The organism is Streptomyces californicus, assembly GCF_000717645.1.
Classification (GTDB): Bacteria; Actinomycetota; Actinomycetes; order Streptomycetales; family Streptomycetaceae; genus Streptomyces; species Streptomyces californicus.
Map to the genome: position 1 here is coordinate 110,148 of NZ_JNZZ01000006.1, position 25,822 is coordinate 135,969.

Consider the following 25,822-nt stretch of genomic DNA (forward strand, 5'->3'; position numbering starts at 1 on the left):
GCGCCACGACGAGACGGAGGCGGCCCCGGGAGTGATTCCCGGGGCCGCCTCCGTACGCCGTACTGGCGGCGCTCAGCTGAACGAGTCGCCGCAGGCGCAGGAGCCGGTGGCGTTCGGGTTGTCGATCGTGAAGCCCTGCTTCTCGATGGTGTCGACGAAGTCGATGGAGGCGCCGCCCAGGTACGGGGCGCTCATCCGGTCGGTGACGACCTTGACACCGTCGAAGTCCTTGACGACGTCACCGTCGAGCGAGCGCTCGTCGAAGAAGAGCTGGTAGCGCAGGCCCGAGCAACCGCCGGGCTGGACGGCGACGCGCAGCGCCAGGTCCTCGCGGCCCTCCTGCTCCAGCAGGGCCTTGACCTTGGAGGCGGCGGCGTCGGACAGGAGGATGCCGTCGCTCACGGTGGTGGTCTCGTCCGATACGGACATCTGCTTCTCTCCCGGGTTGTACGGACTGCTTGCCGACGGTTCAACCGCCAGACCCGCGTATTCATTCCGGGCCAAGCGCTTGTCTGTTCCTTTTCATGCTCGCACACCCGGTCGCCCGGGGGATGCGTCACATCGACGCTATCGGCATCGTCAAAGTGACACGAAGCGGCTATGATAGATAGCGTCAAATAGACGAAAAGGCGCGTTCGCCGAAGCGCAGAGCAGAACGCAGAGAAGAAAGGGTGCGTGACGTGACCACGGCCCAGCCCCTGGACGTACAGCCGACACCCCTCGCGCTGCTGCTGCTCGGCCGGGAGGCCGACCCGAGGAGCGAGCGCGGCGTCGAGTGCCCCGGGGACCTTCCGTCCCCGTCCGACCCGGACCTGGTGGCGCGCGCCCGCGCCGCGAAGGAGAAGCTCGGGGACAAGGTCTTCGTCCTCGGCCACCACTACCAGCGCGACGAGGTCATCCAGTTCGCGGACGTCACCGGCGACTCGTTCAAGCTGGCCCGCGACGCGGCGGCCCGCCCGGAGGCGGAGTACATCGTCTTCTGCGGTGTGCACTTCATGGCCGAGTCCGCCGACATCCTCACCACGGACGACCAGGCGGTCGTCCTGCCCGACCTGGCGGCCGGCTGCTCGATGGCCGACATGGCCACCGCCGAGCAGGTCGCGGAGTGCTGGGACGTGCTGACGGACGCCGGGATCGCCGACCAGGTGGTCCCCGTCTCGTACATGAACTCCTCCGCCGACATCAAGGCGTTCACCGGCCGGCACGGCGGCACGATCTGCACCTCGTCCAACGCGAAGCGGGCCCTGGAGTGGGCCTTCGAGCAGGGCGAGAAGATCCTCTTCCTCCCCGACCAGCACCTGGGCCGCAACACGGCCGTGCGGGACATGGGGATGACCCTGGACGACTGCGTCGTCTACAACCCGCACAAGCCGAACGGCGGGCTCACCGCGGAGCAGCTGCGGAACGCGAAGATGATCCTGTGGCGCGGGCACTGCTCGGTCCACGGCCGCTTCTCGGTCGAGTCGGTCGAGGACGTACGGGCCCGCATCCCCGGCGTCAACGTCCTGGTGCACCCGGAGTGCAAGCACGAGGTCGTCGCCGCGGCGGATCACGTGGGCTCGACGGAGTACATCATCAAGGCCCTGGAGGCGGCCCCGCGCGGCTCGAAGTGGGCCATCGGCACGGAGCTGAACCTGGTGCGCCGCCTGGCGAACCGTTTCGCCGACGAGGACAAGGAGATCGTCTTCCTCGACAAGACGGTCTGCTTCTGCTCGACGATGAACCGCATCGACCTGCCGCACCTGGTCTGGACCCTGGAGTCGCTGGCCGACGGCAAGCTGGTCAACCGGATCGAGGTCGACCCGGAGACGGAGAAGTACGCGAAGCTCGCGCTGGAGCGGATGCTGGCGCTGCCGTAACGGACACCCTCTCCCGCCGGGAGCCCCGGCATGCCGCAGGTCGGCGTGCCGGGGCTCCCGCGCGCCGGGGCCTTCGCGCGCCTGGGCCTTCGCGCGCGGGGCCCTTCGCGCACCGGCCTGTCGCGTACCGGCCTGTCGCGTACCGGCCGGGGATCGCCGGGCCGCTCCGCCGACGGGTTCTCCCATACGCCACCCGGCGACACCGCCCTGTAACTACGCTGCTACTCACCGCAGCGGATCACCGTGCGGGCGGAGCCGATACGGCTGAGCGGAACGAGCGGCGAGGACGGTGGGGCGGGCGTGGTGCACGAGAACCGTGGGACAGGTGCGGGCGACGAGACGCGCGGGGTTCGTGACGAGGGTGCGGCGGCAGGTGCGGCCGAAGGCGCCGGTGGCGCGCGCAGGGGCGGGGACGCGGGGGCGCGCACGGGCGCGGACGCGGGGACGCTCACGGACGCGGGGACGCGTACGGAAACGGCGGCGGTGCCGGCGCCCGCGCGGGAGGCTGACGTGCTGGAGCGCGCGGAGGAGGTGCGGCGGCTGCGGGCCGAGGCCGAGCGGGACCCCGCCCGCCGGCCCGACCTGGCCGCGGCCCTGCACCGGTGGTCGGAACGGCTCGCCGCCCTCGGCGACCACCGGGCCGCCCTGCGCCCGGCCGAGGACTCCGCGGAGATCTACGTCGGGCTGGGGGTGGAGTGCCCCGGGATGTTCCAGCAGGAGTCGGCGCTGACCATGGGCGTGCTGGGCGAACGCATCGCCGCGGCCGGGGACCCGGCGGGCGCGGTGCCGTTCGCGAAGCAATCGGTCCGACTCCAGCGCGAGTTGGTGACGGAGGGGCAGCCGGGGGCGTCCGTTCCGGCGCTCGCCGCGTCCCTCCTGTCCTACGCCGCGCGGCTGGCGGAGACCGGGCAGAGCGTGGCGGCCGTCCCCCCCGCCGAGGAGGCGGTCGGCCTCCTGCGGGGGCTCGCCGAGGAGGACCCGGACGCCTTCCTGCCCCGGCTCGCCGCCGCCCTCGACGCCCTGGGCCACCACCGCGCGGCCGTGAGCGACGCGTCCGGGGCCGTCGAGGCGGCCCGGGAGGCACGCGACCGCTACCGGGCGCTCGGCGCGGAGCGGCCGGACGCGTTCCGCCCGGAGCTGGCCGCAGCGCTGGAGGGGCTCGCCCGCCATCTCGGCCGGGCCGGCGATCCGGCGGAGGGGCTGCGGGCGGCCCAGGAGGCCGTCGCCCTGCGCCGCGCGGCGGCGGCCGAGCGCCCGGAGGCGTCCGCAGCACTCGCCGCCGCCCTGCGCACCCTCGCCGGGAGCCTGGCCGCCACCGGCGATCCGCAGGGCGCCCTGCCCCCGGCGCGGGAAGCGGTGGGCCTGCTCCGGGCCGAGGGAGACGCCGTATCGGCCGAACTCGCGGACTGTCTCCAGGTGTTCGGTACGTACGTGGAGCTGAACGGGGACGCCGAGGGGGCGGTGGAGGCGTTCCGGGAGGCGGTGGCCCTGCGCCGCTCCCTGGCGCTGGAGGGGGCGGGCGGATCCGGCACCCCCGCTCCGGAAGGGGCGGGCGGCTCCGTGACCCCCACCCTGGAGGGGGCGGGCGGATCCGACGCCTCCGCCCTGCTCTCCGCGCTCGGCGATCTGGCCCGCTCCCTGGCCCGTACCGGTGAACACACCGCGGCTGTGGCGGAGTTCGACGCGGCCGTCGCGGCGTTCGACGCGGCCGACCCGGCGACCGCCCGCCGGCTGACCGTGGAGCGGAACGCCTTCCTGCTGCGCTGCCCCGAGCCGGGCCCCGCGACCGGGCTGACCGAGCTGGTGCGGTGGCTGGACGAGGACTCGGAGGCCGCCGGGAGCCCGGACGCCGTGACCGTACGGGCCCGGCAGGCGCTGCGCGCGTACGGCGACATCACGGCGGTGCACCGGGTGTGGGAGGACCAGACGTTCCTGTCGGTGCCGGGCTGGCTGGCGCTGTCGCCGGAGACCCTGGACACCGTCAGCGCCTGGATGTTCGCCCCGAACTGGCCCAGCTCGCGCGACTTCTGGTCGCGTCACGCGGAGGTGCTCGGCGCCGAGGAGGCGGTGGCCGCGCTGGAGGAGCTGGCGATCCTCGACCCGGGCGACGCCCAGCGACACGCCCGGCTCCGGGACACCGTCCTCGTCCACGGGGTGACCGCCGCCTACGACGCGCTGATCCTCCAGGAGCAGGTGACGCACTGGCTGGAGTGCACGGACTGGAAGGAGTCGCGGGCCTGCCTGGAGGAGAACCCGCGGCTGTTGAACGTACGGCTGCCGGAGGGTTCTCCCCTGGCGCACGTCGCGCTGCTCGACATCGGCCGGGCCGACGGCCTGGACGCCGCGTACCGCCTCGTCGAGGACCGGGCGGCTCTCCAGGATTACGTGGACCGGGCGTTGGAGGCCGGGGATGGTGTCGCGCTGATGCACGGCGGGGGCATCGAGGGCCAGGTCTTCGGCGACCGGCTCTCCTCCCTCACCCACGCGCAGCTGGCCCTGGTCCTGGCGGGGGCGTCCGATGGTTTCGACCCGGGCGACCTCGCGGGGATCCGGCACGCGGCCCCGGAGGAGACCCGTGCCCGCCTCGTCCGGGAGACGGCGGCGCTGAGCCTGCGCCGCCCGGAGCGGGGCGAGACGTGGCGCCGGATCATCGAGGCGCTGGGCGGGGACGCCTGAGGACCGCCCGCTCGGCCGGGAAGCGCCGGAGGGGCCCGTCCCGCGCGAGCGCGCGGGACGGGCCCCTCCGGGCGGTGGGTCACGCCTTCGCGGGCTCGGCCTCGCGGGACTCCTCCGGCTCGTTCCGCGCCGTCGGGTCCTCCTCGGCCGCGCGCTTGGCGGCCTTCTTCTTCGCGCGGCGTTCCTTGCGGAGCTCGACCATCGCGTACAGCGTCGGCACGAGCAGCAGGGTCAGCAGCGTGGAACTGATCAGACCGCCGATCACCACGACGCCCAGCGGCTGCGAGATGAAGCCGCCCTCGCCGGTGACGCCGAGCGCCATCGGGAGCAGGGCGAAGATGGTCGCCAGGGCCGTCATCAGGATCGGGCGGAAGCGGTGGCGGCCGCCCTCGACGACGGCTTCGACGATGCCGAGGCCCTGGGCACGGTACTGGTTGATCAGGTCGATCAGCACGATCGCGTTGGTGACCACGATGCCGATGAGCATCAGCATGCCGATCATCGCCGGGACGCCCAGCGGGGTGCCGGTGACGAGCAGCAGGGCCAGGGCTCCGGTCGCCGCGAACGGGACGGAGACCAGCAGGATCAGCGGCTGGACGAGCGACCGGAAGGTGGCCACCAGCAGCATGAAGACGATCGCGATGGCGGCCAGCATGGCGAGGCCGAGCTGGGCGAACGCCTCGTTCTGGTCCTCGGTGACGCCGCCGATGGTGGCGGTGGCGCCCTCGGGCAGGTCCAGCGCGTCGATCTTCGCGGCGAGGTCGGTGCTGACCGCGCCCGTGTTGTCGCCGACCGGCTTGGCGGTGATCGTCGCCGAGCGCTGGCCGTCGATGCGGGTCATGGAGACCGGGCCGGGGACCACCTTCACGTCGGCGATGTCGCCGAGCTTGACCGGGCCGAGCGGCAGGGCCTTCAGCTCGGCCATGGTGGCGGCCGGCTTCGCGGAGCGGATGACGATGTCGCGCTCGGTGTCGTCCAGCGTCGCGGAGCCGGCGGGCGTCCCGCGTACGGCTCCGGCGACGATGCCGCCGAGGGCCGCGGAGTCGAACCCGGCGGCGGCCGCCTTGTCGTTGGCGGTGACCGAGATGCGCGGGACGCTCTGCGCCAGGTCGCTCTGGACGTCGGTGACGTCCTTGACGGTGGCGACCTCGGTGCGGACGGCCTCGGCCGCCTTCTTCAGGACGTCGGCGTCGGCTGCCTTGACCACGACGCTCAGGTCCTGGGAGCCGAAGCCGTCGCCCGCCGCGATGGTGGTGTCGCCGATGCCGTCGAGCTTGCCGAGGGCCTCGTCGATGCGGTCCTGGGCGTCCTCGTAGTCGGCGGCGTCCTTGAGGGTGACCTGGTAGGAAGCCTGATTGGAGCCCGTGCCGCCGCCGAAGGCGGCCATGAAGCCGGAGGAGCCGACGGTGACCTGGTAGTCCTTGACGCCCTTGTCCCGGCCGAGGACCTGCTCGACCTTGCGGGCGGCCTCGTCGGCGGCTTCCAGGCTGGTACCGGGGGCGAGTTCCTGCTTGACGGTCAGGACCTCCTGCTCGCCGGCGTCGAAAAAGTTCGTCTTCAGCAGCGGGACCATGCCGAAGGTGCCGAGCAGCACCGCGACGGCGATGAGGAGGCTGGTGACCCGGCGGCGGGTGGCGAAGCGGAGGATCGGGACGTAGATCCGCTGGAGCCGGCTGGCCGCCTCCTTCTCCTCGGCGATGCGGCGGGCCTCCGCCGCGTCCTCGGGGGTGCCCTTCGGCGGGCGCAGGAACCAGTACGACAGAACCGGCACCACGGTCAGCGAGACCACCAGCGAGGCGAGCAGCGCGGCGGTGACGGTCAGCGAGAACGAGCCGAACAGCTGGCCGACCATGCCGCCGACCAGGCCGATGGGCAGGAAGACGGCGACGGTGGTGAGGGTGGCGGAGGTGACCGCTCCGGCGACCTCCTTGACGGCGGTGACGATCGCCGCGTGGCGCTCCTCGCCGTAGCCGAGGTGGCGCTTGATGTTCTCCAGGACCACGATCGAGTCGTCGACGACCCGGCCGATGGCGATGGTGAGCGCGCCGAGCGTGAGCATGTTCAGCGACAGGTCGCGGGTCCAGAGCACGATCAGCGCGAGGACGACCGAGAGCGGGATGGAGACCGCGGTGACCAGCGTCGAGCGGATCGAGGCGAGGAAGACCAGGATCACGACGACCGCGAAGACCAGGCCGAGCGCGCCCTCCGTGGTCAGGCCGGAGATCGACTTGGAGACGGCGGGGCCCTGGTCGGAGACGACCGTCAGCTCGGCGCCGCTGCCGAGGTCCTTGCGGAGGTCGGGCAGCTTCTCCTTGACGGCGTCCGAGATGGCGACGGCGCTGCCGTCCTTGTCCATCGTGGCCATCACGGCGAGGCTGGGCTTGCCGTTGGTGCGGGTGACGGAGACCGCCGTGGACGGCTCCTGCCTGACCTCGGCGACGTCCCCGAGGCGTACGGGCTTCGCCGGGCCGTCGGCGCCGCCCGCCGGGTCCTTGGCGACGACCTGGAGGTCCTCGATCTGCCGCAGCGAGGTGAAGGCGCCGCCGACCTGGACGGTGCGGTTCTTGCCGGACTCGGAGAAGGAGCCGGCCGGCACGGTGGCGCCGCCGGCCTGCAGTGCCTGGGCGAGCGCGCCCGCGTTCAGGCCGGCCGCGGCGAGCTTCTTGTCGTCGGGGACGACGGAGACCTGGAGGTCCCGGACGCCGTCGACGGTGACCTGGCCGACGCCGTCGATGTCCTGGAGGGCCGGGACGACCGTGCGGTCGAGTTCGTCGGCCAGGACCTGCTGGTCCTTGTCGGAGGTGACGGCGAGGACCACGGTCGGGATGTCGTCCGTGGAGCCCGCGATCACCTGCGGGTCGACGTCGGCGGGCAGCTGGGCGCGGGCCCGGTTCACCGCCTGCTGGATGTCCGCGACGAGCTGCTTGGTGCCCTCGTCGCCGAAGTCGAAGGTGGCCATGATGAGGGCGTTGCCCTCACTGGCGGTGGAGGTGATGCCCTCGACGCCGTCGACGGCCTTGAGGGAGTTCTCCAGCGGCTCGACGACCTGCTTCTCGACCACGTCGGGAGACGCACCCTGATAGGGCGCCAGCACCGAGACCATCGGCAGTTCGATGGTGGGCAGCAACTGCTGCTTGAGCTGCGGGATCGCTATGACGCCGAAGACCAGGGCGACGATCGAGATCAGCCCGATCAGGGCCCTTTGCGCGAGGCTGAATCTGGACAGCCAGGACATGGGTGGGTCTCTCTTCTGTGGTGTACGCGGCAGCGGGCACCGAAGGAGAGGACGCCGGGGGGCCACCCCCTCCGGCCCAGTACTACGATCGCCGCTCCCGGAGGCCCGGACGTCGGCCGCCGGGCTGCTTTCTCGCACCGCGTGTACCGCAGCTGGAGTACACCGTCGTACTCCGCGGCCGGAACGGACCGTCGTGCTCCGCGGCCGGAACGGACCCTCGCACTCCTCGGCCGGGACGGACCGTCGTACTCCGCGGCCGCAGCGGGCCCTCGTACGCCGCGCTCGCCCGGTCAGTCGGCCCGGGGGCGCACCAGGCCCGACTCGTAGGCGACGACCACCAGCTGGGCCCGGTCCCGGGCACCCAGTTTCGCCATCGCGCGGTTCACATGGGTCTTGACGGTGAGCGGGCTGACCGCGAGCCGCTCGCCGATCCGGTCGTTGGAGAGGCCCCCCGCGACCAGGACCAGCACCTCGCGTTCGCGGCCGGTGAGCGCCGCCAGCCGTTCGGCGTACTCCGTGGCGCCCGGCCCCTCCCCCGCGTCGCCGCCGCCCTGGGCCAGGAACGTGGCGATGAGCCCCTTGGTCGCCGCCGGGGAGAGCAGCGCCTCGCCGGCCGCGGCGATCCGGATCGCGTTGAGCAGTTCCTCCGGCTCCGCGCCCTTGCCGAGGAAGCCGGACGCCCCGGCGCGCAACGACTGGACCACGTACTCGTCGACCTCGAACGTGGTGAGCATGACCACCCGCACCGCGGACAGCTCCGGGTCGGCGCTGATCATGCGGGTGGCGGCCAGCCCGTCGGTGCCCGGCATCCGGATGTCCATGAGCACCACGTCGGCGCGCTCGGCCCGGGCCAGTTCGACGGCCCGGGCCCCGTCGGCGGCCTCGCCGACCACCACCATGTCCGGCTCGGAGTCCACCAGCACCCGGAACGCGCTGCGCAGGAGGGCCTGGTCGTCGGCGAGCAGCACCCGGATCGGCGCCCCGCGGTCCTCGGTCACCTGCGCCGCCGCGGGCTTCGGCACCGCTGCCGGCCTCGGCGCCTCGGCCGGTATCGGCATGGGTGTCGGCTGGGTCATCGGCGGATCCCCGTCCCGCCCGCCGTTCCCGGCCGCTCCGGTTCTCCCGTGCGGGCTTCGACGGGAAGGATCGCATGGACGCGGAAACCGCCGCCGTACCGAGGCCCCGCGGTGAGGGCCCCGCCGAGGGCGGTGACGCGTTCGCGCATGCCGACCAGGCCGTGGCCGCCGCTCTCCGGCTCCTCGCCGTACACCCCGGCGCCCGCGCCCGCGTGCGCGTCGCCGCCGGGCGCCGCCCGGGGGCGCGGCGCGATGCCTCCGGTGCCGTCGCCGCCGACCGGCCCGGTCCCGGGGCGGCGCCCGGCGCTCCCCCGGCCGTTGTCGAGGACGGTGACCTCCACGGTGGCTCCCACCCGTACGACGCTCACCTCGGCCCTCACCGCGGCCCCGGCGTGCTTGCGGACATTGGTCAGGGCCTCCTGGATGACCCGGTACGCGGCGAGGTCGACGGCGGCGGGCAGCCGGTCACGGTCGGCGCAGGCCACCTCGACGGGGAGCCCCGCGTTGCGGAAGGTGTCGACCAGCTCGCCGAGGACGGCGAGGCCGGGTGCGGGTTCGGTGGGCGCCTCGGGGTCGCCCTGCTGGCGCAGGAGGCCCACGGTGACCCTCAGCTCGCTGAGCGCGGAGCGGCTGGCGTCGCGTACGTGGGCGAGCGCCTCCTTGGCCTGGTCGGGACGCTTGTCCATGACGTGGGCGGCGACCCCGGCCTGCACGTTGACCAGGGCGATGTGGTGGGCGACGACGTCGTGGAGGTCCCGGGCGATCCGCAGCCGCTCCTCGGCGACCCGGCGGCGGGCCTCCTCCTCCCGGGTGCGCTCGGCCCGCTCGGCGCGTTCCCGGATGGCGTCGACGAACGCGCGCCTGCTGCGTACGGCGTCCCCGGCGGCTCCGGCGAGCCCGGTCCAGGCGAAGACGGCGAAGTTCTCCTGGCTGTACCAGGGGGTCGAGCCGAAGAGCATCGCGGTGGCCGTGACCGCCACCGTGGTCAGCAGGCCGACCCGCCAGGTGGTGGGGCGGTCGGTGCGCGAGGCGACGGTGTAGAGGGCGATGACCGTGCCCATGACGACCGGGGCGGGCGGCTCCATCAGCACGTACTCGACGACCGAGAGCGCTCCGGTGACGGCGAGGACCTGCATCGGCCGCCGTCGCCGCAGGACCAGGGCGGCGGCGGAGAGGGTCATCAGGAGCACGCTGAACAACTCGGGGGTGCGCGCCCCGAAGGCGGGGGGCCCGTGACCGTCGCCCGGGGCGGTGAACGAACCGCAGATCATCGCCGCGAGGGTGCCGAACGCCAGCGCCGCGTCGAACGCGAGGGGGTGGCCCCGGAGCCAGCGGCGGGCGCGCGCGAAGCCGGACGAGAGGGTGGTCACGACGAGCTACGGTACGCGGCCGCCCCTGGGAGCCGTACGCCTTCCCGGGAAGCGGACGTGCACCGGTTCACGGGAGGCGTACGGACCGGAGGGAAGGCCCGGGGCGCCGCTGAGAGCGGGAGGAAGACCCGGGGCGCAGAGGGGAGCGGGAGGAAGACCCGGGGCTGGGCTTAGGCGAGAGCGGGAGGAAGCCGGGAGAGGGCTCCGGCAGAGGCCGGGCGGAAAGGCCGGAGAGGGCGCCTGGGAAGCCGGGAGCGGGGCCGTGAACGCGCCGCTGCCCCGCGTCCGGCGGACCGGGCGCGGGGCAGGGCTGGTGCTGCGGGGAGTGTCGGCGCGGCGGGCCGGGGCCCGTCGGCTCAGTTGGGGATGAGCCCGTCGTCGCTGAGCATGGCGCGCACCTCTTCGAGGGAGGCGTCGGGCGCCGGCAGGATCAGCTCGGACGGCTCCAGGGAGTCGTCCGGGAGCGGGCTGCCGAGCTCGCGCACCTTGTCCAGGAGCGCGTGGAGGGTGGTGCGGAAGCCGGGTCCGTCACCGCTCTCCATCTCCTTGAGCAGGACGTCGTCGAGCTCGTTCAGCTCGACGAAGTGGTCGTCGGCCAGCTCGACCTGGCCCTCCCCCATGATCCGTACGATCATGACGCTGCCCTCACTGCTTGTCGAACTTGTGCGGGGACGACTGCTGCGACTGCTGCGCACCGCCCTGGGCGCCGCCCTCGATGGCCTGCTGCGAGGACGAGGAGCCGCCGGCCAGCTCGGCCTTCATGCGCTGGAGCTCCAGCTCCACGTCGCTGCCGCCGGAGATCCGGTCCAGCTCGGCGGCGATGTCGTCCTTCGCCGTGCCGGTCGGGTCGTCCAGGGCTCCGGAGGCGAGCAGCTCGTCGATGGCGCCGGCCCGCGCCTGGAGCTGCTGCGTCTTGTCCTCGGCCCGCTGGATCGCGAGGCCGACGTCGCCCATCTCCTCGGAGATGCCGGAGAACGCCTCGCCGATCCGGGTCTGGGCCTGGGCCGCCGTGTAGGTGGCCTTGATGGTCTCCTTCTTCGTGCGGAAGGCGTCGACCTTGGCCTGGAGGCGCTGCGCCGCGAGGGTGAGCTTCTCCTCCTCGCCCTGGAGCGTGCTGTGCTGCGTCTCCAGGTCGGTGACCTGCTGCTGGAGCGCCGCGCGCCGCGACAGCGCCTCGCGGGCCAGGCCCTCGCGGCCCAGCGCCAGCGCCTTGCGGCCCTGGTCCTCCAGCTTGGACGACTGGCCCTGCAACTGGTTCAGCTGCAGCTCCAAGCGCTTGCGGGACGTCGCCACGTCGGCGACGCCGCGGCGCACCTTCTGCAGCAGCTCCAGCTGCTTCTGGTACGAGTAGTCGAGGGTCTCGCGCGGGTCCTCGGCCCGGTCAAGGGCCTTGTTCGCCTTCGCGCGGAAGATCATCCCCATACGCTTCATGACACCGCTCATGGGCTTCGCGCGCCCCCTTCTGACGGACTGAGCTCCAGCACTCCCGATAGACCCACAGTACGGGCCCTCCCTCTATTACCGCACTGTTCGGGGACGGATGTGCTCCTCCGCAAGGACGAGTACGCGGCGGTAACGCTCACGCCCAGGGTGTAGGTGAGGCCCCGGAACACCCGGTGGCCGGTTCCGGAACAGGGGGTTGACACCCGTATCTCCCGGTCGGGGCCGCTATCGGGCCCGGCCGGAGCGCTCTCCGTTGCCGGATCGTTTTCGCCCGGGTCCCCGGGCCCGCGCCCCGACCCCGTACCCTTGGGTTTTGTGTTCCGTAGCCGTGCCAATACCGAGAAGGCCCCCACCGACAAGGTGACGGCGGACCTCTCCAAGCAGCCCCGCGACCCGCAGGCTCCCAAGGGTCGCCCCACCCCCAAGCGCAGCGAGGCCCAGTCGCAGCGCCGCCGTGCCGCGCCGGCGGACCGCAAGGCGGCCATGAAGCGCCAGCGTGAAGCGCGCCGGGCCGACCTGGCCCGCCAGCGCGAGGCGCTCGCGTCGGGCGACGAGCGGTTCCTGCCGGTCCGCGACAAGGGCCCGGTGCGGCGCTTCGTCCGCGACTACGTGGACTCGCGCTTCTGCGTCGCGGAGTGGTTCCTGCCGCTCGCCGTGATCATCCTGGTCCTCAGCGTGATCCAGGTGCCGAACATGCAGGCCATCGTGATGATGCTCTGGCTCGGCGTGATCGTCCTGATCATCATCGACTCGATCGGTCTCGGGCTCCGCCTCAAGAAGCAGCTCCGCGAGCGCTTCCCGGACACGCCGAAGCGCGGCGCCGTGGCGTACGGCCTGATGCGCACGCTCCAGATGCGCCGACTGCGGCTGCCGAAGCCGCAGGTCAAGCGCGGAGAGCGGCCCTGAGCACGGACACCTCCGGCTTCACCGGGGCCTCCTCGGCGTGGCTGGCGGGTCTCGGCGGCGTACGCAACACGGTCCGCCAGGAACTGGTGGCCCGGCAGCTCGACGAGCAGATAGCCGGGCGCTTCCCCGTCGGGCAGCGGCTGCGCGTCCTGGACGTCGGCATGGGCCAGGGCACCCAGGCGCTGCGGCTCGCCCGGGCCGGTCACTCGGTGACCGGCCTGGAGTCGGACGCCTCGATGCTGGCGGCCGCCCGGGAGTCCCTGGCGACCGAGCCGGAGGGCATCCGCGAACGGGTCCGGCTCATCGAGGGCGACGGCCGCGAGACCGGGGTGCACTTCCTGCCCGGCAGCTTCGACGTGGTGCTCTGCCACGGTGTCCTGATGTACGTCGAGGAGCCCGACCCGATGCTGGCCGGGCTCGCCCGGATGCTGGCCCCCGGCGGGCTGCTCTCCCTCCTCGTGCGGAACGCGGACGCGCTCGCGATGCGTCCGGGGCTCGCCGGTGACTTCGGCGGGGCGCTGGCCGCCTTCGACACCGCCACGTACACCAACCGCCTGGGCCTGAGCGTGCGGGCGGACCGGCTCGACACCCTGCGGGGCACACTCGCCGGGATCGCCGCCCCCCTGCACGCCTGGTACGGGGTCCGCGTCTTCACGGACAACGTGGACAACGACGTGGAGCTGCCGGCCGACGAGATGGAGCGGGTGCTGGCCCTGGAGGACCGGGCCGGGCGCACCGATCCGTACCGGGGTGTGGCGGCGCTGCTCCACCTGTGCGGCGTGCGCGGCTGACGTACCGGCACCGGCCCGGCAGGCGTACGCGGCTGACGTACCGGGCGGGGCCGGTCCCGGTCCGGTCCGGCCCGTACCGTGCCGCATGCGGGTGGTCGGCGAGCCCGTTCGGCCCATCAGCGCGGGCACCCGGACGGGTCCGGCCACAGACTCCGGATATGGACGCCTCCCCCTCCCGCAGCCGGGCGCACAGGCTGCTGTTCCCCCTGTCCGCGGCCGTCTGCGCCATCGCCCTGGCGGGCGGCTGCTCGGCGACGGGACCGGCCGCGCCGGCGCCCGAGGCGAGCGTGTCGGGCACGGCGCAGGGCGCGGTGAAGCGCGCACCCGACGATCTGCAGACCGCCTACCAGGACGTCATCAACGACGTCCTGCCGTCGGTGGTGCAGATCGACGCCTCGGAGGGGCTCGGCTCCGGGGTCGTCTACGACGACCGGGGGCACATCGTCACCAACGCCCATGTGGTCGGCGACGAGAAGAAGTTCAAGGTCAGCGTCGCCACCGGGGAGGCGGTGCTGAGCGCCTCGCTGGTCTCCTCCTACCCAGAGCAGGACCTGGCGGTGATCAAGCTCGACGACGTGCCGGACGGGCTGAAGCCGGCGAAATTCGGCGACGCGGAGAAGGTCGAGGTCGGGCAGATCGTGCTGGCGATGGGCTCGCCGCTGGGCCTGTCCAGCAGCGTCACCCAGGGCATCGTCTCCGCCCTCGGCCGGACCGTGAGCGAGAGCAGGTCGGGCGGCGGCACCGGGGCGACCATCGCCAACATGGTGCAGACGTCGGCGGCGATCAACCCGGGCAACAGCGGCGGCGCGCTGGTCGACCTGGAGAGCCGGGTGATCGGCATCCCCACCCTCGCGGCGACCGACCCGCAGCTCGGCGACAGCGCGGCGCCGGGCATCGGCTTCGCGATCCCGGTGTCGATGGTGAAGACGGTCGCGGACCAGATCATCAAGAACGGCAAGGTCACCGACTCGGGGCGGGCCGCGCTCAACATCACCGGCCGGACCGTCGTGGACGACGACTACCGTCCCGCCGGGGTGGCGCTGGTCAGCGTCGAGCGGGGCGGGGCCGCGGCGGACGCGGGGCTGCGGCCCGGGGACACCATCACGAAGATCGGGAGCACCGAGGTCACCACGATCACCTCGCTCTCCGAGGCCCTCGCCAACGACAAGCCGGGCCGGAAGGTGACCGTGACGTACACACGCGACGGCGACAGCCGCACGGCGGAGGTCACGCTCGGAGAGATCTGAGCGCCGGGGCCTGACGCCCCTGGGCCGGTGAGAGAAGCGTCGGCCGGTGAGAGACGCGAAGGGCGGTACGGGTGACCCGTACCGCCCTTTCCGCCGGGCGTGCACCGCCCTCGTACCCCCGGCCCCGGCGCGTCCCGCTCCGCCGCGGCCCGGCGTCAGGCGCCGTCGGCCTGCAGGCTCATCGGGCCGTAGATCTTGGTCGTGTCCTCGAAGAGCGTCACCTGTGCGGCGCCGCCCTCCAGGAGCTCCTTCCAGTACTCACCGATCCAGGACTCCGCGTCGCCCTGGGTGGTGAACTCCTCCGGCTGCAGCGCCGGCTCCGTCTCCGTACCGTCGGACTTCTCGAACCGCCACGTCCACGCCATGTCAGCCTCCTGGGTCACGTTGCTGTGCGAAGCGTAGCCGGACGCGCACCTCGCGCGGGGACACGGGAGGATCAAGGTGTGGAACTGACACTGCTCGGCACCGGAGCCCCCGAGGGGCTGCCGCGCCCCTCCTGCCCCTGCGCGGTCTGCGCCTCGGCACGCGGCCCGTGGGCGCGGGCCGCGACCACGCTGCTGGCCGACGACGCGCTGCTGCTCGACCTCACCCCGGGGGCGGTGTTCGCCGCCGCGCGGGCGGGGCGCTCGCTGGGCGCCGTACGCCAGGTGCTGCTGACCCACCCGCACGACGGGCCCGCCGTCGAGCTGCCGGCCGCGCTGCCGCCGGCCGGGCGGGTGCCGGACGGCCAGGTGCTGACGCTGATCAGCGGCCACCGGGTGCGGGCGGTGGCGATGGACGCGCCGGGGACCGGGTACGAGGTGACGTCGCCGGAGGGCGAGCGGCTGCTGTACCTGCCGCCGGGGGCCGCCCCGGCCGGGCTGCCGGAACGGGTCGAGCGGCCGCTCGACATGGTCGTCTGCGATGTGGTCGGGCGGCCCGACGCGGTGGCCCGGCTGCGGGCGGCCGGGGCGGTCGGCCCGACGACCGAGGTGATCGCGGTCCACCTGGACCACGACGCCCCGCCGGGCCCGGCCCTGGAGCGGCGGCTCGCGGCGGCCGGGGCGCGGGCGGTGCCGGACGGGACGACGCTGGTGGTCGGCGAGTACCACGCGGTGCCGGACGTCCCGCGCCGGGTGCTGGTGACGGGCGGCGCGCGGTCGGGGAAGTCGGTGGAGGCGGAGCAGCGACTGGAGACGTTCCCGGAGGTGGTGTACGTGGCGACCGGCGGCCGCCGCGACGGGGACCCGGAGTGGGCGGCCCGGATCGGGCTGCACCGGGAGCGCCGGCCGGGCGCCTGGCGGACCGAGGAGACCTGCGAACTGGCGGAGCTGCTGCGGGCGGACGGGCCGCCCCTGCTGATCGACTGCCTGTCGCTGTGGCTGACCGACGCGATGGACCGGGTGGGGGCCTGGGAGGACGAGCGGTGGCACGACGGGGGCGGTGAGGCGGCGTTGCGGGAGCGGGTCGCGGAGCTGGTCGCGGCGGTGCGCGGGACCCGGCGGCCGGTGGTGCTGGTGACCAACGAGGTGGGCTCGGGGGTGGTCCCGGCGACCTCGGCGGGACGCCGGTTCCGGGACGAGCTGGGGCGGCTGAACGCGGCGGTGGCGGCCGAGTGCGAGCAGGTGCTGCTGGTGGTGGCGGGGCAGGTGCTGGTACTGCGGGGGTGAGACCCCGCGTCGGGGCCGTACGCCGTCGCGGGCGCGGGGGCGGGACCGTACGCGGGTTCGCGGGCTCGGACCGTACGGACGCGGGGCCGGGGCCGTACGCGAGTTCGCGGCTCGGGCCGTACGGACACGGGACCCGGGCCGTACGGACGCGGGGCCCGGGCCGTGTGCACCGGCACGCGGGCCCGGACCGTACGCCGTCGCGGGCGCGGGGCCGGGGGCCGGGGGCCGGGGACGGGCGTTCTCGGGCGGGACCGGGCCGCGGGGTGACCGGTACTGTTCCGGGCAGGGGCCCGCCGCCGGGTTCCCGTGCCCGGACCCGACGTGACGACCCGCGAGGCAGACCTCCGTGAACCTGGACGACTTCTCCGACCTGATCCAACGCCCCGACGGGGGTGTGCGGCGCGATGCCGAGGAGCGGCGCGAGCGGCTGACCGTGCCCCCGGGGGCACTCGGGCGGCTCGACGAGCTGGGCGAGTGGCTCAGCGCCGCGCAGCAGTCCGTGCCGGTCAGGGCCGTCGAGCAGCCGCGTCTGGTGCTCTTCGCCGGTGACCACGGGGTGGCGGAGTTGGGCGTCTCCGGCCGGCCGGCGGGCGGCGCGCACGCGCTGGTGCGGTCCGCCCTCGACGGGGCGAGCCCGGTCGCGGTGCTGGCCCGGCGGTTCTCGGTGCCGATGCGGATCGTGGACGTCTCCCTGGACTGCGATCCGGAGCTGCTGCCCGAGTCCGTGGTGCGCCACCGGGTGCGGCGGGGCTCGGGGCGCATCGACGTCGAGGACGCGATGAGCGCGGAGGAGGCCGAGCGGGCGGTCCGCCTGGGCATGGCGATCGCCGACGAGGAGGCGGACTCCGGCACCGATCTGGTGGTGCTCGGCGACCTCAGCGTCGGCGGGACGACGGCCGCGGCCACCCTGGTCGCCGCGCTCTGCGGGACGGACGCCTCCGTGGTGACCGGGCGGGGCGGCGCCGGGATCGACGACCTGGCGTGGATGCGCAAGTGCGCGGCGATCCGCGACGCGTTGCGCCGGGCCCGGCCGGTCCTCGGCGACCAGCTGGAGCTGCTGGCCACCTCCGGCGGGGCGGACCTGGCGGCGATGACGGGCTTCCTGCTGCAGAGCGCGGTGCGGCGGATGCCGGTGATCCTGGACGGCGTCGTCGCGGCGGCCTGCGCGCTGGTGGCGCAGCGGGCCGCGTTCCGGGCCCCGGACTGGTGGCTGGCCGGCCAGGCCAGCGGGGAGCCCGCGCAGTCGAAGGCGCTGGACCGGATGGCGCTGACCCCGCTGCTGGACCACGGGGTGACGGTGGGCGAGGGCAGCGGTGCGCTGCTGGCCCTGCCGCTGGTGCAGGCCGCGGCGGCGCTGGCGGCCGAACTCCCCGAGCGCGAGCCGGAGCGGACGGCGGACGACGAGGCCGCCGAGGAAATTGAGGCCGGGGACGGCGCGGACGGTACGGAGCCCGAGGCCGCGACCGCCGCCGCAGACGGGAGCTGAGCCCCGCCGGCCCGCGCGGACGAGACCGGCGTCACCCGGACGGCGCTCAACTCCGCGCGGCCCCGGCCCGTCTTCGGGGGCGAGCGTGGCCCGGCGCACCCGCACCGGCGCCGCGTACGGAGCGGTGACCCACCGCCCCGGGACCGAAGACCGACGACCGACCGGGGGCCGTTCCATGCCGTCCGAGACGAGCGCGTGAGCCGCCGTGCGGCCCTGCGCCGGGCAGCCGTACGCGAGTGGGGACCGCCGGCCGCGGCCGTGCGGACCGCCCTCGCCGAACGCGGGGCGCGCGCCCTCGCGCTGACCCTGACCGCGACGGCGCTGACCGCGCTCGTCCAGCTGGTGCAGAACCAGTCGTGGGGCTACGGGCCGGTGCGCGCTCTCGGGGCCGTACGGGCCGAGGACCCGTTCTGGTCGGCCCTCCTGCGGACGCCGCTGTCCCTGTTCGTGCCCGCCCTCGATCTGCCGGTGTGGGGTGCGCTGGCGCAGATCCTGCTGGTGTTCGGCGTCGCGGAGATCTGCCTGGGCCGGTGGCGGACGCTCGCGGTGGCGTACGCGGCGACGCTGGCGGGGACGCTGTACGCGCGGATCGGCGTCGCGCTCGGCCCCGAGGCGTTCCTCGGGCTGCCCGCCTCGGACGCGCGAGTGGTGGACACCGGCCCCTCGGCGGCGGTCGTCGCCCTGGCGGTGTACGTCTGCCATCAGCGGCGGGCCCGGTTCACCGGGGCGCTGGTGGTGGTCGCGATGGTGGTGGAGGTGCTGGTCAAGGACAACCTGGCGGGGCGCGAGCATCTGGCCGCCATCGCCGTGGTCCTGGCGGTGTGCGGCGTACGGGAGTGGCTCGGGCGGCGGACCCCCGCGCCGCCCCGGGCCGGGCGGCGGGCCCCCGCGATCCGGACCGGACGACGGCCGCCCGCACCCGGGGCCGGACGGCGGCGGTCAGCTCAGGGTCTCGGCGCGGGCGGCGGCGGTACCCGGTCCGGGGCGCCGCCGATGAGGTCCTGGAACTTCCGGCGCGGCCCGGCCCAGCGCACGTCGTGGTGGTAGGCCCGCAGCATCGCCCGGGAGCGGGCCCGGTGGCGGTGGCGGTAGAAGCGGCGTGCCCAGGGCGAGGCGGGGCGGGCCAGGCGGAGGGCGCCGACCAGCGCGACGAACGGGACGAGGGTGCCGAGCACCGCCATCCGCGTCTTGCCCTTGAACAGGGAGATCAGGACGAAGCCGAAGTTGACCGCGTACGTCGTGATGACGCCGAAGCGGCCCTGCTGCTCCTCGTCGCTGACGTCGTCCACGCCGAGCGGGGAGAAGCCCGCCAGGACCAGCAGGACGAGCGCGGCCGTCAGGACGACCACCTCGACGCTCTGCCGGCCCTCCTCGGTCCAGTACACGTCGTCGAGGTGCAGGATCAGGGCGAACTCGTCGAGGACCAGCCCCGCCCCGACCCCGAAGACCACCGCGAAGATCCCGGCGGCCACGCCCTGCCGCCCGCTCGCCACCGCGCCGAACCCGCCGGTCACCGACAGCACGACCCCGGGCACCACGTGGTGGATGTGCACACCGCCCGGCGTGATGTTGCGGAACGGGCCCTTCCCCGCGCGGATCATGCGGGTGATGGTGCGGGTGATCGCGAAGGTCAGGACGAAGGCGGCCAGCGCGAGGAGCAGCGGCAGCTTGCCGGGCTCCGTGATGTTCTCGTGCCACCAGTGACCCATGCCACCCACTCCCGATATGCCAGGTTCCGCCGCTTCAGTCGCGTTTCGGCCAATCTATCGGCAGGGCCCAGCGGCTAGCCTGCGCGCGGTGACCTCCCTGAACAGCCACGGCGTACGTTTCGCCTTCGGCACCCTGACCGTGCTGCCCGTCCGCGTGACCCGCTGGGACCGCGCGACCGCCCGCGCCGGGATGCTCTGCGCCCCGCTCGCCGGACTCGTCGTGGGGCTGCTCGCCGGGGGTGTCGGCGCGCTGTCGCTGCTGGCCGGGTCGGGGCCGCTGCTCGCGGCGGTCGCCTCCGTCGCGGTGCCCGCCGCCCTCACCCGGGGGCTGCACCTGGACGGTCTGGCGGACACGGCGGACGGCCTCGGCAGCGGGAAGCCGGCCGAGGACGCGCTGCGGATCATGAAGCAGTCCGACATTGGGCCGTTCGGCGTCGTCACGCTGCTCCTGGTCCTGCTGGCCCAGGTCGCGGTCCTTTTCGAGCTGTACGGGGAGGGCTGGGCGCACGGGGCGCTCGGCTCCGCCGTCGCGGCCGTCGCCGCCCGGCTCGCGCTGACCCTGGCGTCCCGTCAGGGCGTGCCGCCCGCCCGGCCGGAGGGGCTCGGGGCGACGGTGGCGGCCACGGTCCCGGCGCGGTGGGCGCTGCTCGCGGCGGGGGTGGCGGCGGTCCTGTGCGCGGGGGCGGGCGCGGCGTTCGGGCCGTACGGGGCGTTGCACCACGCGCTCGCGGTGCTCGGCGCGCTCGCGGCGGCCGAACTGCTGCTGCGGCACTGCGTCCGGCGGTTCGGCGGGGTCACGGGGGACGTCTTCGGGGGCGTCGAGGAGACCGCGGCGACGGCGGCCCTGGTGGTGCTGGCGCTCGGGGGCTGACGGGCCGCGCCGGGAGGGCGTCCCGGGGCCGTTCCGGACCGCGTCGGCGGCCCGAGGCGCCGTCGGGAGGGCCCGCCGCCGTCACGGAGCGGAAACCGCGCGCGTAGGCTCATTCCCGGCACATCGTCGGGGCGTCTACGATGCGCCGGGCACGGCCGGCCCACCCCTCGGCCGAAACCGAACTCAACGGAAGCGAGATTTCACCACCGTGACTGCTCTCACTCTCAGCACTGCCGGTGCGGCGACGCTGCGCGCCGACGCACTCGTCGTCGGCGTCGCCAAGGGCGCCGAGGGACCGGTCCTGGCACCGGGTTCCGAGGCCGTGGACAAGGCGTTCGACGGAAAGCTCGCCGCCGTCCTGGAGACCCTCGGCGCCACCGGTGCCGAGGGCGAACTGACCAAGCTGCCCGCCGCGTCCGGCCTCAAGGCCCCGGTCGTCGTCGCGGTCGGTCTCGGTGCGGTCCCGGACAAGGAGGACGCGTACGACGCCGAGGCGCTGCGCCGCGCCGCGGGCACCGCCGCCCGCGCCCTGTCCGGTGTCAAGAAGGCCGGCTTCGCGCTGCCCGCCGGCTCCGTCGAGGACGCCGCCGCGGTCGCCGAGGGCGCGCTCCTGGGCGCGTACGCCTTCACCGCCTACCAGGGCGGCGAGGACAAGCTGGCCCCCAAGAAGGCCAAGTCCAAGGACAACGGCCCGAAGCAGCCGCTCGGCGAGGTGGCCCTGCTCGGCGGCAAGGCCCGCGACAAGGCGTACAAGGCGGCCGTCGAGCGCGCGCTGGCGCTGGTTGAGGAGATCAACCGGGCCCGCGACCTGATCAACACCCCGCCGAACGACCTGTACCCCGAGTCCTTCGCCGCCGTGGCCACCGCCGCGGGCAAGGAGCACGGCATCAAGGTGCAGGTCCTCGACGAGAAGGCGCTCGTCAAGGGCGGCTACGGCGGCCTCCTCGGCGTCGGCCAGGGCTCCACGAACGGCCCGCGCCTGGTGAAGCTCGCCTACACGCACCCCAAGGCGGAGAAGACCCTGGCCCTCGTGGGCAAGGGCATCACCTACGACTCGGGCGGCATCTCGCTCAAGCCGGCCGGCCACAACGAGACGATGAAGTGCGACATGAGCGGTGCGGCCGCCGTGTTCGCCGCGGTCGTCTCCGCCGCCCGCCTGGGCCTGAAGGTCAACGTCACCGGCTGGCTGGCGCTGGCCGAGAACATGCCCTCCGGCAACGCCACCCGCCCCGGTGACGTGCTGCGCATGTACAGCGGCAAGACCGTCGAGGTGCTCAACACCGACGCCGAGGGCCGGCTCGTCCTGGCCGACGCGCTGACCCGCGCCTCGGAGGAGAAGCCGGACGCGATCGTCGACGTGGCGACCCTGACCGGCGCGATGGTGCTGGCGCTCGGCAACCGCACCTTCGGCATCATGGCCAACGACGACGCCTTCCGTACGTCGATCCATGAGATCGCCGACGAGGTCGGCGAGGCGTCCTGGCCGATGCCGCTCCCCGCGGACCTGCGCAAGGGCATGGACTCCCCCACCGCCGACATCGCCAACATGGGCGAGCGCATGGGCGGCGGCCTGGTGGCCGGCCTGTTCCTGAAGGAGTTCGTGGGCGAGGGCATCGCCTGGGCGCACCTGGACATCGCGGGCCCGGCCTTCCACGAGGGCGCTCCGTACGGCTACACGCCCAAGGGCGGCACCGGCTCCGCGGTCCGCACCCTGGTGCGCCTCGCCGAGCGCACCGCCGACGGCGACCTCGGCTGAGTCCGAGCAGCGAGCCGTCGCGTACGGCCCCGGGCATACGTCCGGGGCCGTACGTGTTGTCCGGGCGGGAGCGGTAAGGAGAGACAGGGTTTCGCTCTGGACGAACACCCGCCGGATCCACCCGTATCTACGCAGCAGTAACCCTCCGGAACGGACGATCATCCGTCCCGGACCCGGGCCCCGCGTCCCGCTCACCGTCGACAAGTGCGAAGATGGGTTCTCGGCAGGACAGGGCCCCCACCACAGGGCCGAAGACAAAAGCGGCCGCACACCAGCCGACCGGCCGGTCACACCCCAGCGACGGGGCCCGGCGTACGGCGCACATGCATGGAGGACGTGACGTGGCGAACGACGCCAGCACCGTTTTCGACCTAGTGATCCTCGGCGGTGGCAGTGGCGGTTACGCCGCGGCCCTGCGCGGAGCGCAGCTGGGCCTGGACGTCGCACTGATCGAGAAGGGCAAGGTCGGCGGCACCTGCCTGCACAACGGCTGCATCCCCACGAAGGCGCTGCTGCACGCGGGCGAGATCGCGGACCAGGCCCGCGAGTCGGCCCAGTTCGGCGTGAAGGCCACCTTCGAGGGCATCGACATGGAGGCCGTCAACAAGTACAAGGACGACGTGATCTCGGGCCTGTACAAGGGTCTCCAGGGTCTCATCGCCTCGCGCAAGGTCCACTACATCGAGGGTGAGGGCAAGCTCTCCTCGCCGACCTCGGTGGACGTGAACGGCCAGCGCGTCCAGGGCCGGCACGTGCTGCTGGCGACCGGCTCCGTGCCGAAGTCGCTGCCCGGCCTGGAGATCGACGGCGACCGGATCATCTCCTCGGACCACGCGCTGAAGATGAACCGCGTCCCGAAGTCCGCGATCGTGCTGGGCGGCGGCGTCATCGGCGTCGAGTTCGCCTCCGCGTGGAAGTCCTTCGGCACCGAGGTCACGATCGTCGAGGGCCTCAAGCACCTCGTCCCGGTCGAGGACGAGAACAGCTCCAAGCTTCTTGAGCGCGCGTTCCGCAAGCGCGGCATCAAGTTCAACCTCGGCACCTTCTTCGACAAGGCCGAGTACACCCAGGACGGCGTCCGCGTGACGCTCGCCGACGGCAAGACCTTCGAGGCGGAGGTGCTGCTGGTCGCGATCGGCCGCGGCCCGGTCTCGCAGGGCCTCGGGTACGAGGAGCAGGGCGTCGCGATGGACCGCGGCTACGTCCTGGTCGACGAGTACATGCAGACCAACGTCCCGACGATCTCCGCCGTGGGCGACCTCGTCCCGACCCTCCAGCTGGCCCACGTCGGCTTCGCCGAGGGCATCCTGGTCGCCGAGCGCCTCGCCGGCCTCAAGACCGTCCCGGTCGACTACGACGGCGTGCCCCGGGTGACGTACTGCCACCCCGAGGTCGCCTCCGTCGGCATCACCGAGGCGAAGGCCAAGGAGATCTACGGCGCGGACAAGGTCGTCGCCCTCAAGTACAACCTCGCGGGCAACGGCAAGAGCAAGATCCTCAAGACCGCGGGCGAGATCAAGCTCGTCCAGGTCAAGGACGGCGCCGTGGTCGGCGTCCACATGGTGGGCGACCGCATGGGCGAGCAGGTCGGCGAAGCCCAGCTGATCTACAACTGGGAGGCGCTGCCCGCCGAGGTCGCCCAGCTCATCCACGCGCACCCGACGCAGAACGAGGCGATGGGCGAGGCTCACCTGGCGCTGGCCGGGAAGCCCCTGCACGCCCACGACTGACCCCCGGTCCCGGGCGCGACGACCGACCACTTCCGCATTTTCGTAAGGAGCAACTGAAACCATGTCGGTTTCCGTAACCCTTCCGGCGCTCGGCGAGAGCGTCACCGAGGGCACTGTCACCCGTTGGCTGAAGGCCGAGGGCGAGCGCGTCGAGGCCGACGAGCCGCTGCTCGAGGTCTCGACCGACAAGGTCGACACCGAGATCCCGGCCCCCGCGTCCGGCGTTCTGACCTCCATCAAGGTCGCCGAGGACGAGACCGTCGAGGTCGGCGCCGAGCTGGCCGTCATCGACGACGGCACCGGCGGCGGCGAGGCCGCGGCCGCCGAGGAGGCCCCGGCCGCCGAGCCCGCCTCCACCCCGGCCGCGCAGGCCGAGGAGGCGCCCACCGCCCCGTCGACCGAGACCGAGGCTCCGGCCCAGGCCCCGACCGCCGAGGCGGCCTCCGGCGGTTCGTCCGCCGAGGGCACCGACGTCACCCTCCCCGCGCTCGGCGAGAGCGTCACCGAGGGCACCGTCACCCGCTGGCTCAAGGAGGTCGGCGAGGAGGTGGCCGAGGACGAGCCGCTGCTGGAGGTGTCCACGGACAAGGTCGACACCGAGATCCCCGCCCCGGTCGCCGGTGTGCTCCTGGAGATCGTGGTCGGCGAGGACGAGACCGCCGAGGTCGGCGCCAAGCTCGCCGTGATCGGCGCCCCGGGCGCGGCTCCGAAGCAGGAGGCCCCGGCGCAGGAGGCCCCCAAGCAGGAGGAGGCCCCGAAGCAGGAAGCCCCCGCCCAGGAGGCCCCGAAGCAGGAAGCCCCCGCCCAGGAGGCCCCGAAGCAGGAGGCCCCGAAGCAGGAGGCTCCCAAGCAGGAGGCCCCGAAGCAGGAAGCGCCCGCTCCGGCCGCCCCCGCTCCGGCCCAGCCCGCCGCCCCGGCGCCTGCTCCGGCTCAGCCCGCCGCTCCGGCTCCGGCCGCCCCGGCCGCGACCTCCGGTTCCGGTGACGACGGCGCGTACGTCACGCCGCTGGTCCGCAAACTCGCGTCCGAGAACAACGTGGACCTGGGCTCGGTCAAGGGCACCGGCGTCGGTGGCCGTATCCGCAAGCAGGACGTCGTCGCCGCCGCGGAGGCCGCCAAGGCCGCCGCCGCTGCCCCGGCCCCCGCCGCTCCGGCCGCCGCCAAGGCCGCGCCGAAGCTGGAGGCGTCCCCGCTGCGCGGTCAGACGGTCAAGATGACCCGCATGCGCAAGGTCATCGGCGACAACATGATGAAGGCCCTGCACTCGCAGGCCCAGCTGACCTCGGTCGTCGAGGTCGACATCACCAAGCTGATGAAGCTGCGCAACCAGGCGAAGGCCGCGTTCGCCGCCCGTGAGGGCGTCAAGCTGTCCCCGATGCCGTTCTTCGTGAAGGCGGCGGCCCAGGCGCTGAAGGCCCACCCGGTCATCAACGCCCGGATCAACGAGGACGAGGGCACCATCACGTACTTCGACTCGGAGAACATCGGCATCGCCGTGGACGCCGAGAAGGGTCTGATGACCCCGGTCATCAAGGGTGCGGGCGACCTGAACATCGCCGGCATCTCCAAGAAGACCGCGGAGCTCGCGGGCAAGGCGCGCGGTGGCGGCCTGACGCCGGACGACATGTCCGGCGCCACCTTCACCATCAGCAACACCGGTTCGCGCGGCGCCCTGTTCGACACCGTCATCGTCCCGCCGAACCAGGCCGCCATCCTGGGCATCGGCGCGACGGTCCGCCGCCCCGTGGTCATCGACCACCCGGACCTCGGCGAGACCATCGCGGTGCGCGACATGACCTACCTCTCGCTCTCCTACGACCACCGTCTGGTGGACGGCGCGGACGCCGCCCGTTACCTGACCTCGGTCAAGGCGATCCTGGAGGCGGGTGAGTTCGAGGTCGAGCTCGGCCTCTGAACACCCCGGCTGTAACCAGCCTCACCAGCGGCGCCCCCGCCCGGAACCCCTCCGGGCGGGGGCGCCGCCGTATTGTCTAACCACCACAGGAGGCCGACCCGCC

The 25,822-nt window shown here is 73.7% G+C and carries 20 protein-coding genes; 12 read left to right on the top strand and 8 right to left on the bottom strand.

Going from position 1 to position 25,822, the window contains the following annotated elements; genetic code table 11:
- Nucleotides 1-72: 72 nt before the first annotated feature.
- Nucleotides 73-429, bottom strand: coding sequence for a HesB/IscA family protein (locus IF19_RS0109860; protein ID WP_030118057.1), 357 nt, complete (start codon nt 427-429; stop codon nt 73-75).
- A gap of 251 nt (nt 430-680) precedes the next feature.
- Between IF19_RS0109860 and nadA the strand changes: the two genes are divergently transcribed.
- Nucleotides 681-1,859 (top strand): quinolinate synthase NadA, encoded by a 1,179-nt coding sequence (nadA, locus tag IF19_RS0109865; RefSeq protein ID WP_030191577.1) that lies wholly within the window; start codon nt 681-683, stop codon nt 1,857-1,859.
- A gap of 300 nt (nt 1,860-2,159) precedes the next feature.
- On the top strand, nt 2,160-4,535 hold the full coding sequence (locus tag IF19_RS0109875) for a hypothetical protein (protein ID WP_078580688.1): 2,376 nt from the start codon (nt 2,160-2,162) through the stop codon (nt 4,533-4,535).
- Nucleotides 4,536-4,614: 79 nt separating this feature from the next.
- Here IF19_RS0109875 and IF19_RS0109880 read toward each other — a convergent pair whose 3' ends face one another.
- From IF19_RS0109880 to IF19_RS0109900, 5 genes are all read right to left on the bottom strand, one after another.
- Nucleotides 4,615-7,770: an efflux RND transporter permease subunit gene (locus IF19_RS0109880; protein ID WP_030118052.1), complete on the bottom strand. Its 3,156-nt coding sequence runs from the start codon at nt 7,768-7,770 to the stop codon at nt 4,615-4,617.
- 290 nt (nt 7,771-8,060) lie between these two features.
- Nucleotides 8,061-8,846: a response regulator gene (locus IF19_RS0109885; RefSeq protein WP_223872508.1), complete on the bottom strand. Its 786-nt coding sequence runs from the start codon at nt 8,844-8,846 to the stop codon at nt 8,061-8,063.
- Nucleotides 8,843-10,216, bottom strand: coding sequence for a sensor histidine kinase (locus tag IF19_RS0109890; RefSeq protein WP_030277317.1), 1,374 nt, complete (start codon nt 10,214-10,216; stop codon nt 8,843-8,845). Before IF19_RS0109890 ends, IF19_RS0109885 begins: the two co-directional genes overlap by 4 nt.
- A 356-nt stretch (nt 10,217-10,572) precedes the next feature.
- Nucleotides 10,573-10,851 (bottom strand): PspA-associated protein PspAA, encoded by a 279-nt coding sequence (gene pspAA, locus IF19_RS0109895; protein ID WP_030118049.1) that lies wholly within the window; start codon nt 10,849-10,851, stop codon nt 10,573-10,575.
- A gap of 10 nt (nt 10,852-10,861) precedes the next feature.
- Nucleotides 10,862-11,647, bottom strand: coding sequence for a PspA/IM30 family protein (locus tag IF19_RS0109900; RefSeq protein ID WP_030118048.1), 786 nt, complete (start codon nt 11,645-11,647; stop codon nt 10,862-10,864).
- Nucleotides 11,648-11,974: 327 nt separating this feature from the next.
- Here IF19_RS0109900 and IF19_RS0109905 point away from each other — a divergent pair, with 327 nt between their 5' ends.
- The 3 genes from IF19_RS0109905 (at nt 11,975) to IF19_RS0109915 (ending at nt 14,603) form a co-directional block, all read left to right on the top strand.
- Nucleotides 11,975-12,565, top strand: a complete 591-nt coding sequence (locus IF19_RS0109905; protein ID WP_030277319.1) for a DUF3043 domain-containing protein — start codon at nt 11,975-11,977, stop codon at nt 12,563-12,565.
- A gap of 86 nt (nt 12,566-12,651) precedes the next feature.
- Nucleotides 12,652-13,356: a methyltransferase domain-containing protein gene (locus tag IF19_RS0109910; protein WP_030121606.1), complete on the top strand. Its 705-nt coding sequence runs from the start codon at nt 12,652-12,654 to the stop codon at nt 13,354-13,356.
- Between the two features lie 158 nt (nt 13,357-13,514).
- Nucleotides 13,515-14,603 (top strand): S1C family serine protease, encoded by a 1,089-nt coding sequence (locus IF19_RS0109915; RefSeq protein WP_030118045.1) that lies wholly within the window; start codon nt 13,515-13,517, stop codon nt 14,601-14,603.
- A gap of 155 nt (nt 14,604-14,758) precedes the next feature.
- On the opposite strand, the gene IF19_RS0109920 is transcribed toward IF19_RS0109915, so the two are convergent.
- Nucleotides 14,759-14,968, bottom strand: a complete 210-nt coding sequence (locus IF19_RS0109920; RefSeq protein ID WP_010057779.1) for a hypothetical protein — start codon at nt 14,966-14,968, stop codon at nt 14,759-14,761.
- A gap of 78 nt (nt 14,969-15,046) precedes the next feature.
- On the opposite strand from IF19_RS0109920, the gene IF19_RS0109925 reads away from it, so the two are divergent.
- From IF19_RS0109925 to IF19_RS1000000137955, 3 genes are all read left to right on the top strand, one after another.
- Nucleotides 15,047-16,252, top strand: a complete 1,206-nt coding sequence (locus tag IF19_RS0109925) for a bifunctional adenosylcobinamide kinase/adenosylcobinamide-phosphate guanylyltransferase (protein ID WP_030277320.1) — start codon at nt 15,047-15,049, stop codon at nt 16,250-16,252.
- 346 nt (nt 16,253-16,598) lie between these two features.
- A complete protein-coding gene (gene cobT / locus IF19_RS0109930) occupies nt 16,599-17,738 on the top strand; it encodes a nicotinate-nucleotide--dimethylbenzimidazole phosphoribosyltransferase (RefSeq protein ID WP_030277322.1) in 1,140 nt (379 codons plus the stop codon).
- Between the two features lie 195 nt (nt 17,739-17,933).
- Nucleotides 17,934-18,785 (top strand): hypothetical protein, encoded by an 852-nt coding sequence (locus tag IF19_RS1000000137955; protein ID WP_050501495.1) that lies wholly within the window; start codon nt 17,934-17,936, stop codon nt 18,783-18,785.
- Here IF19_RS1000000137955 and IF19_RS0109940 read toward each other — a convergent pair.
- Nucleotides 18,683-19,447, bottom strand: a complete 765-nt coding sequence (locus tag IF19_RS0109940; RefSeq protein ID WP_030118039.1) for a hypothetical protein — start codon at nt 19,445-19,447, stop codon at nt 18,683-18,685. The two genes, IF19_RS1000000137955 and IF19_RS0109940, sit on opposite strands and share 103 nt — an antisense overlap.
- Before the next feature lie 88 nt (nt 19,448-19,535).
- On the opposite strand from IF19_RS0109940, the gene IF19_RS0109945 reads away from it, so the two are divergent.
- The 4 genes from IF19_RS0109945 to sucB all read left to right on the top strand — a co-directional run bounded on the left by IF19_RS0109945 (nt 19,536) and on the right by sucB (nt 25,719).
- Complete coding sequence (locus tag IF19_RS0109945) at nt 19,536-20,318, top strand: adenosylcobinamide-GDP ribazoletransferase (protein WP_030118038.1); 783 nt, start codon at nt 19,536-19,538, stop codon at nt 20,316-20,318.
- 208 nt (nt 20,319-20,526) lie between these two features.
- On the top strand, nt 20,527-22,074 hold the full coding sequence (locus tag IF19_RS0109950) for a leucyl aminopeptidase (protein WP_030118037.1): 1,548 nt from the start codon (nt 20,527-20,529) through the stop codon (nt 22,072-22,074).
- Nucleotides 22,075-22,415: 341 nt separating this feature from the next.
- The gene (gene lpdA / locus IF19_RS0109955) at nt 22,416-23,804 is read left to right on the top strand and encodes a dihydrolipoyl dehydrogenase (RefSeq protein WP_030118036.1); all 1,389 of its coding nucleotides are present in this window, start codon (nt 22,416-22,418) and stop codon (nt 23,802-23,804) included.
- Nucleotides 23,805-23,865: 61 nt separating this feature from the next.
- On the top strand, nt 23,866-25,719 hold the full coding sequence (gene sucB, locus IF19_RS0109960) for a 2-oxoglutarate dehydrogenase, E2 component, dihydrolipoamide succinyltransferase (RefSeq protein WP_030277324.1): 1,854 nt from the start codon (nt 23,866-23,868) through the stop codon (nt 25,717-25,719).
- The last annotated feature ends 103 nt before the right edge of the window (nt 25,720-25,822 follow it).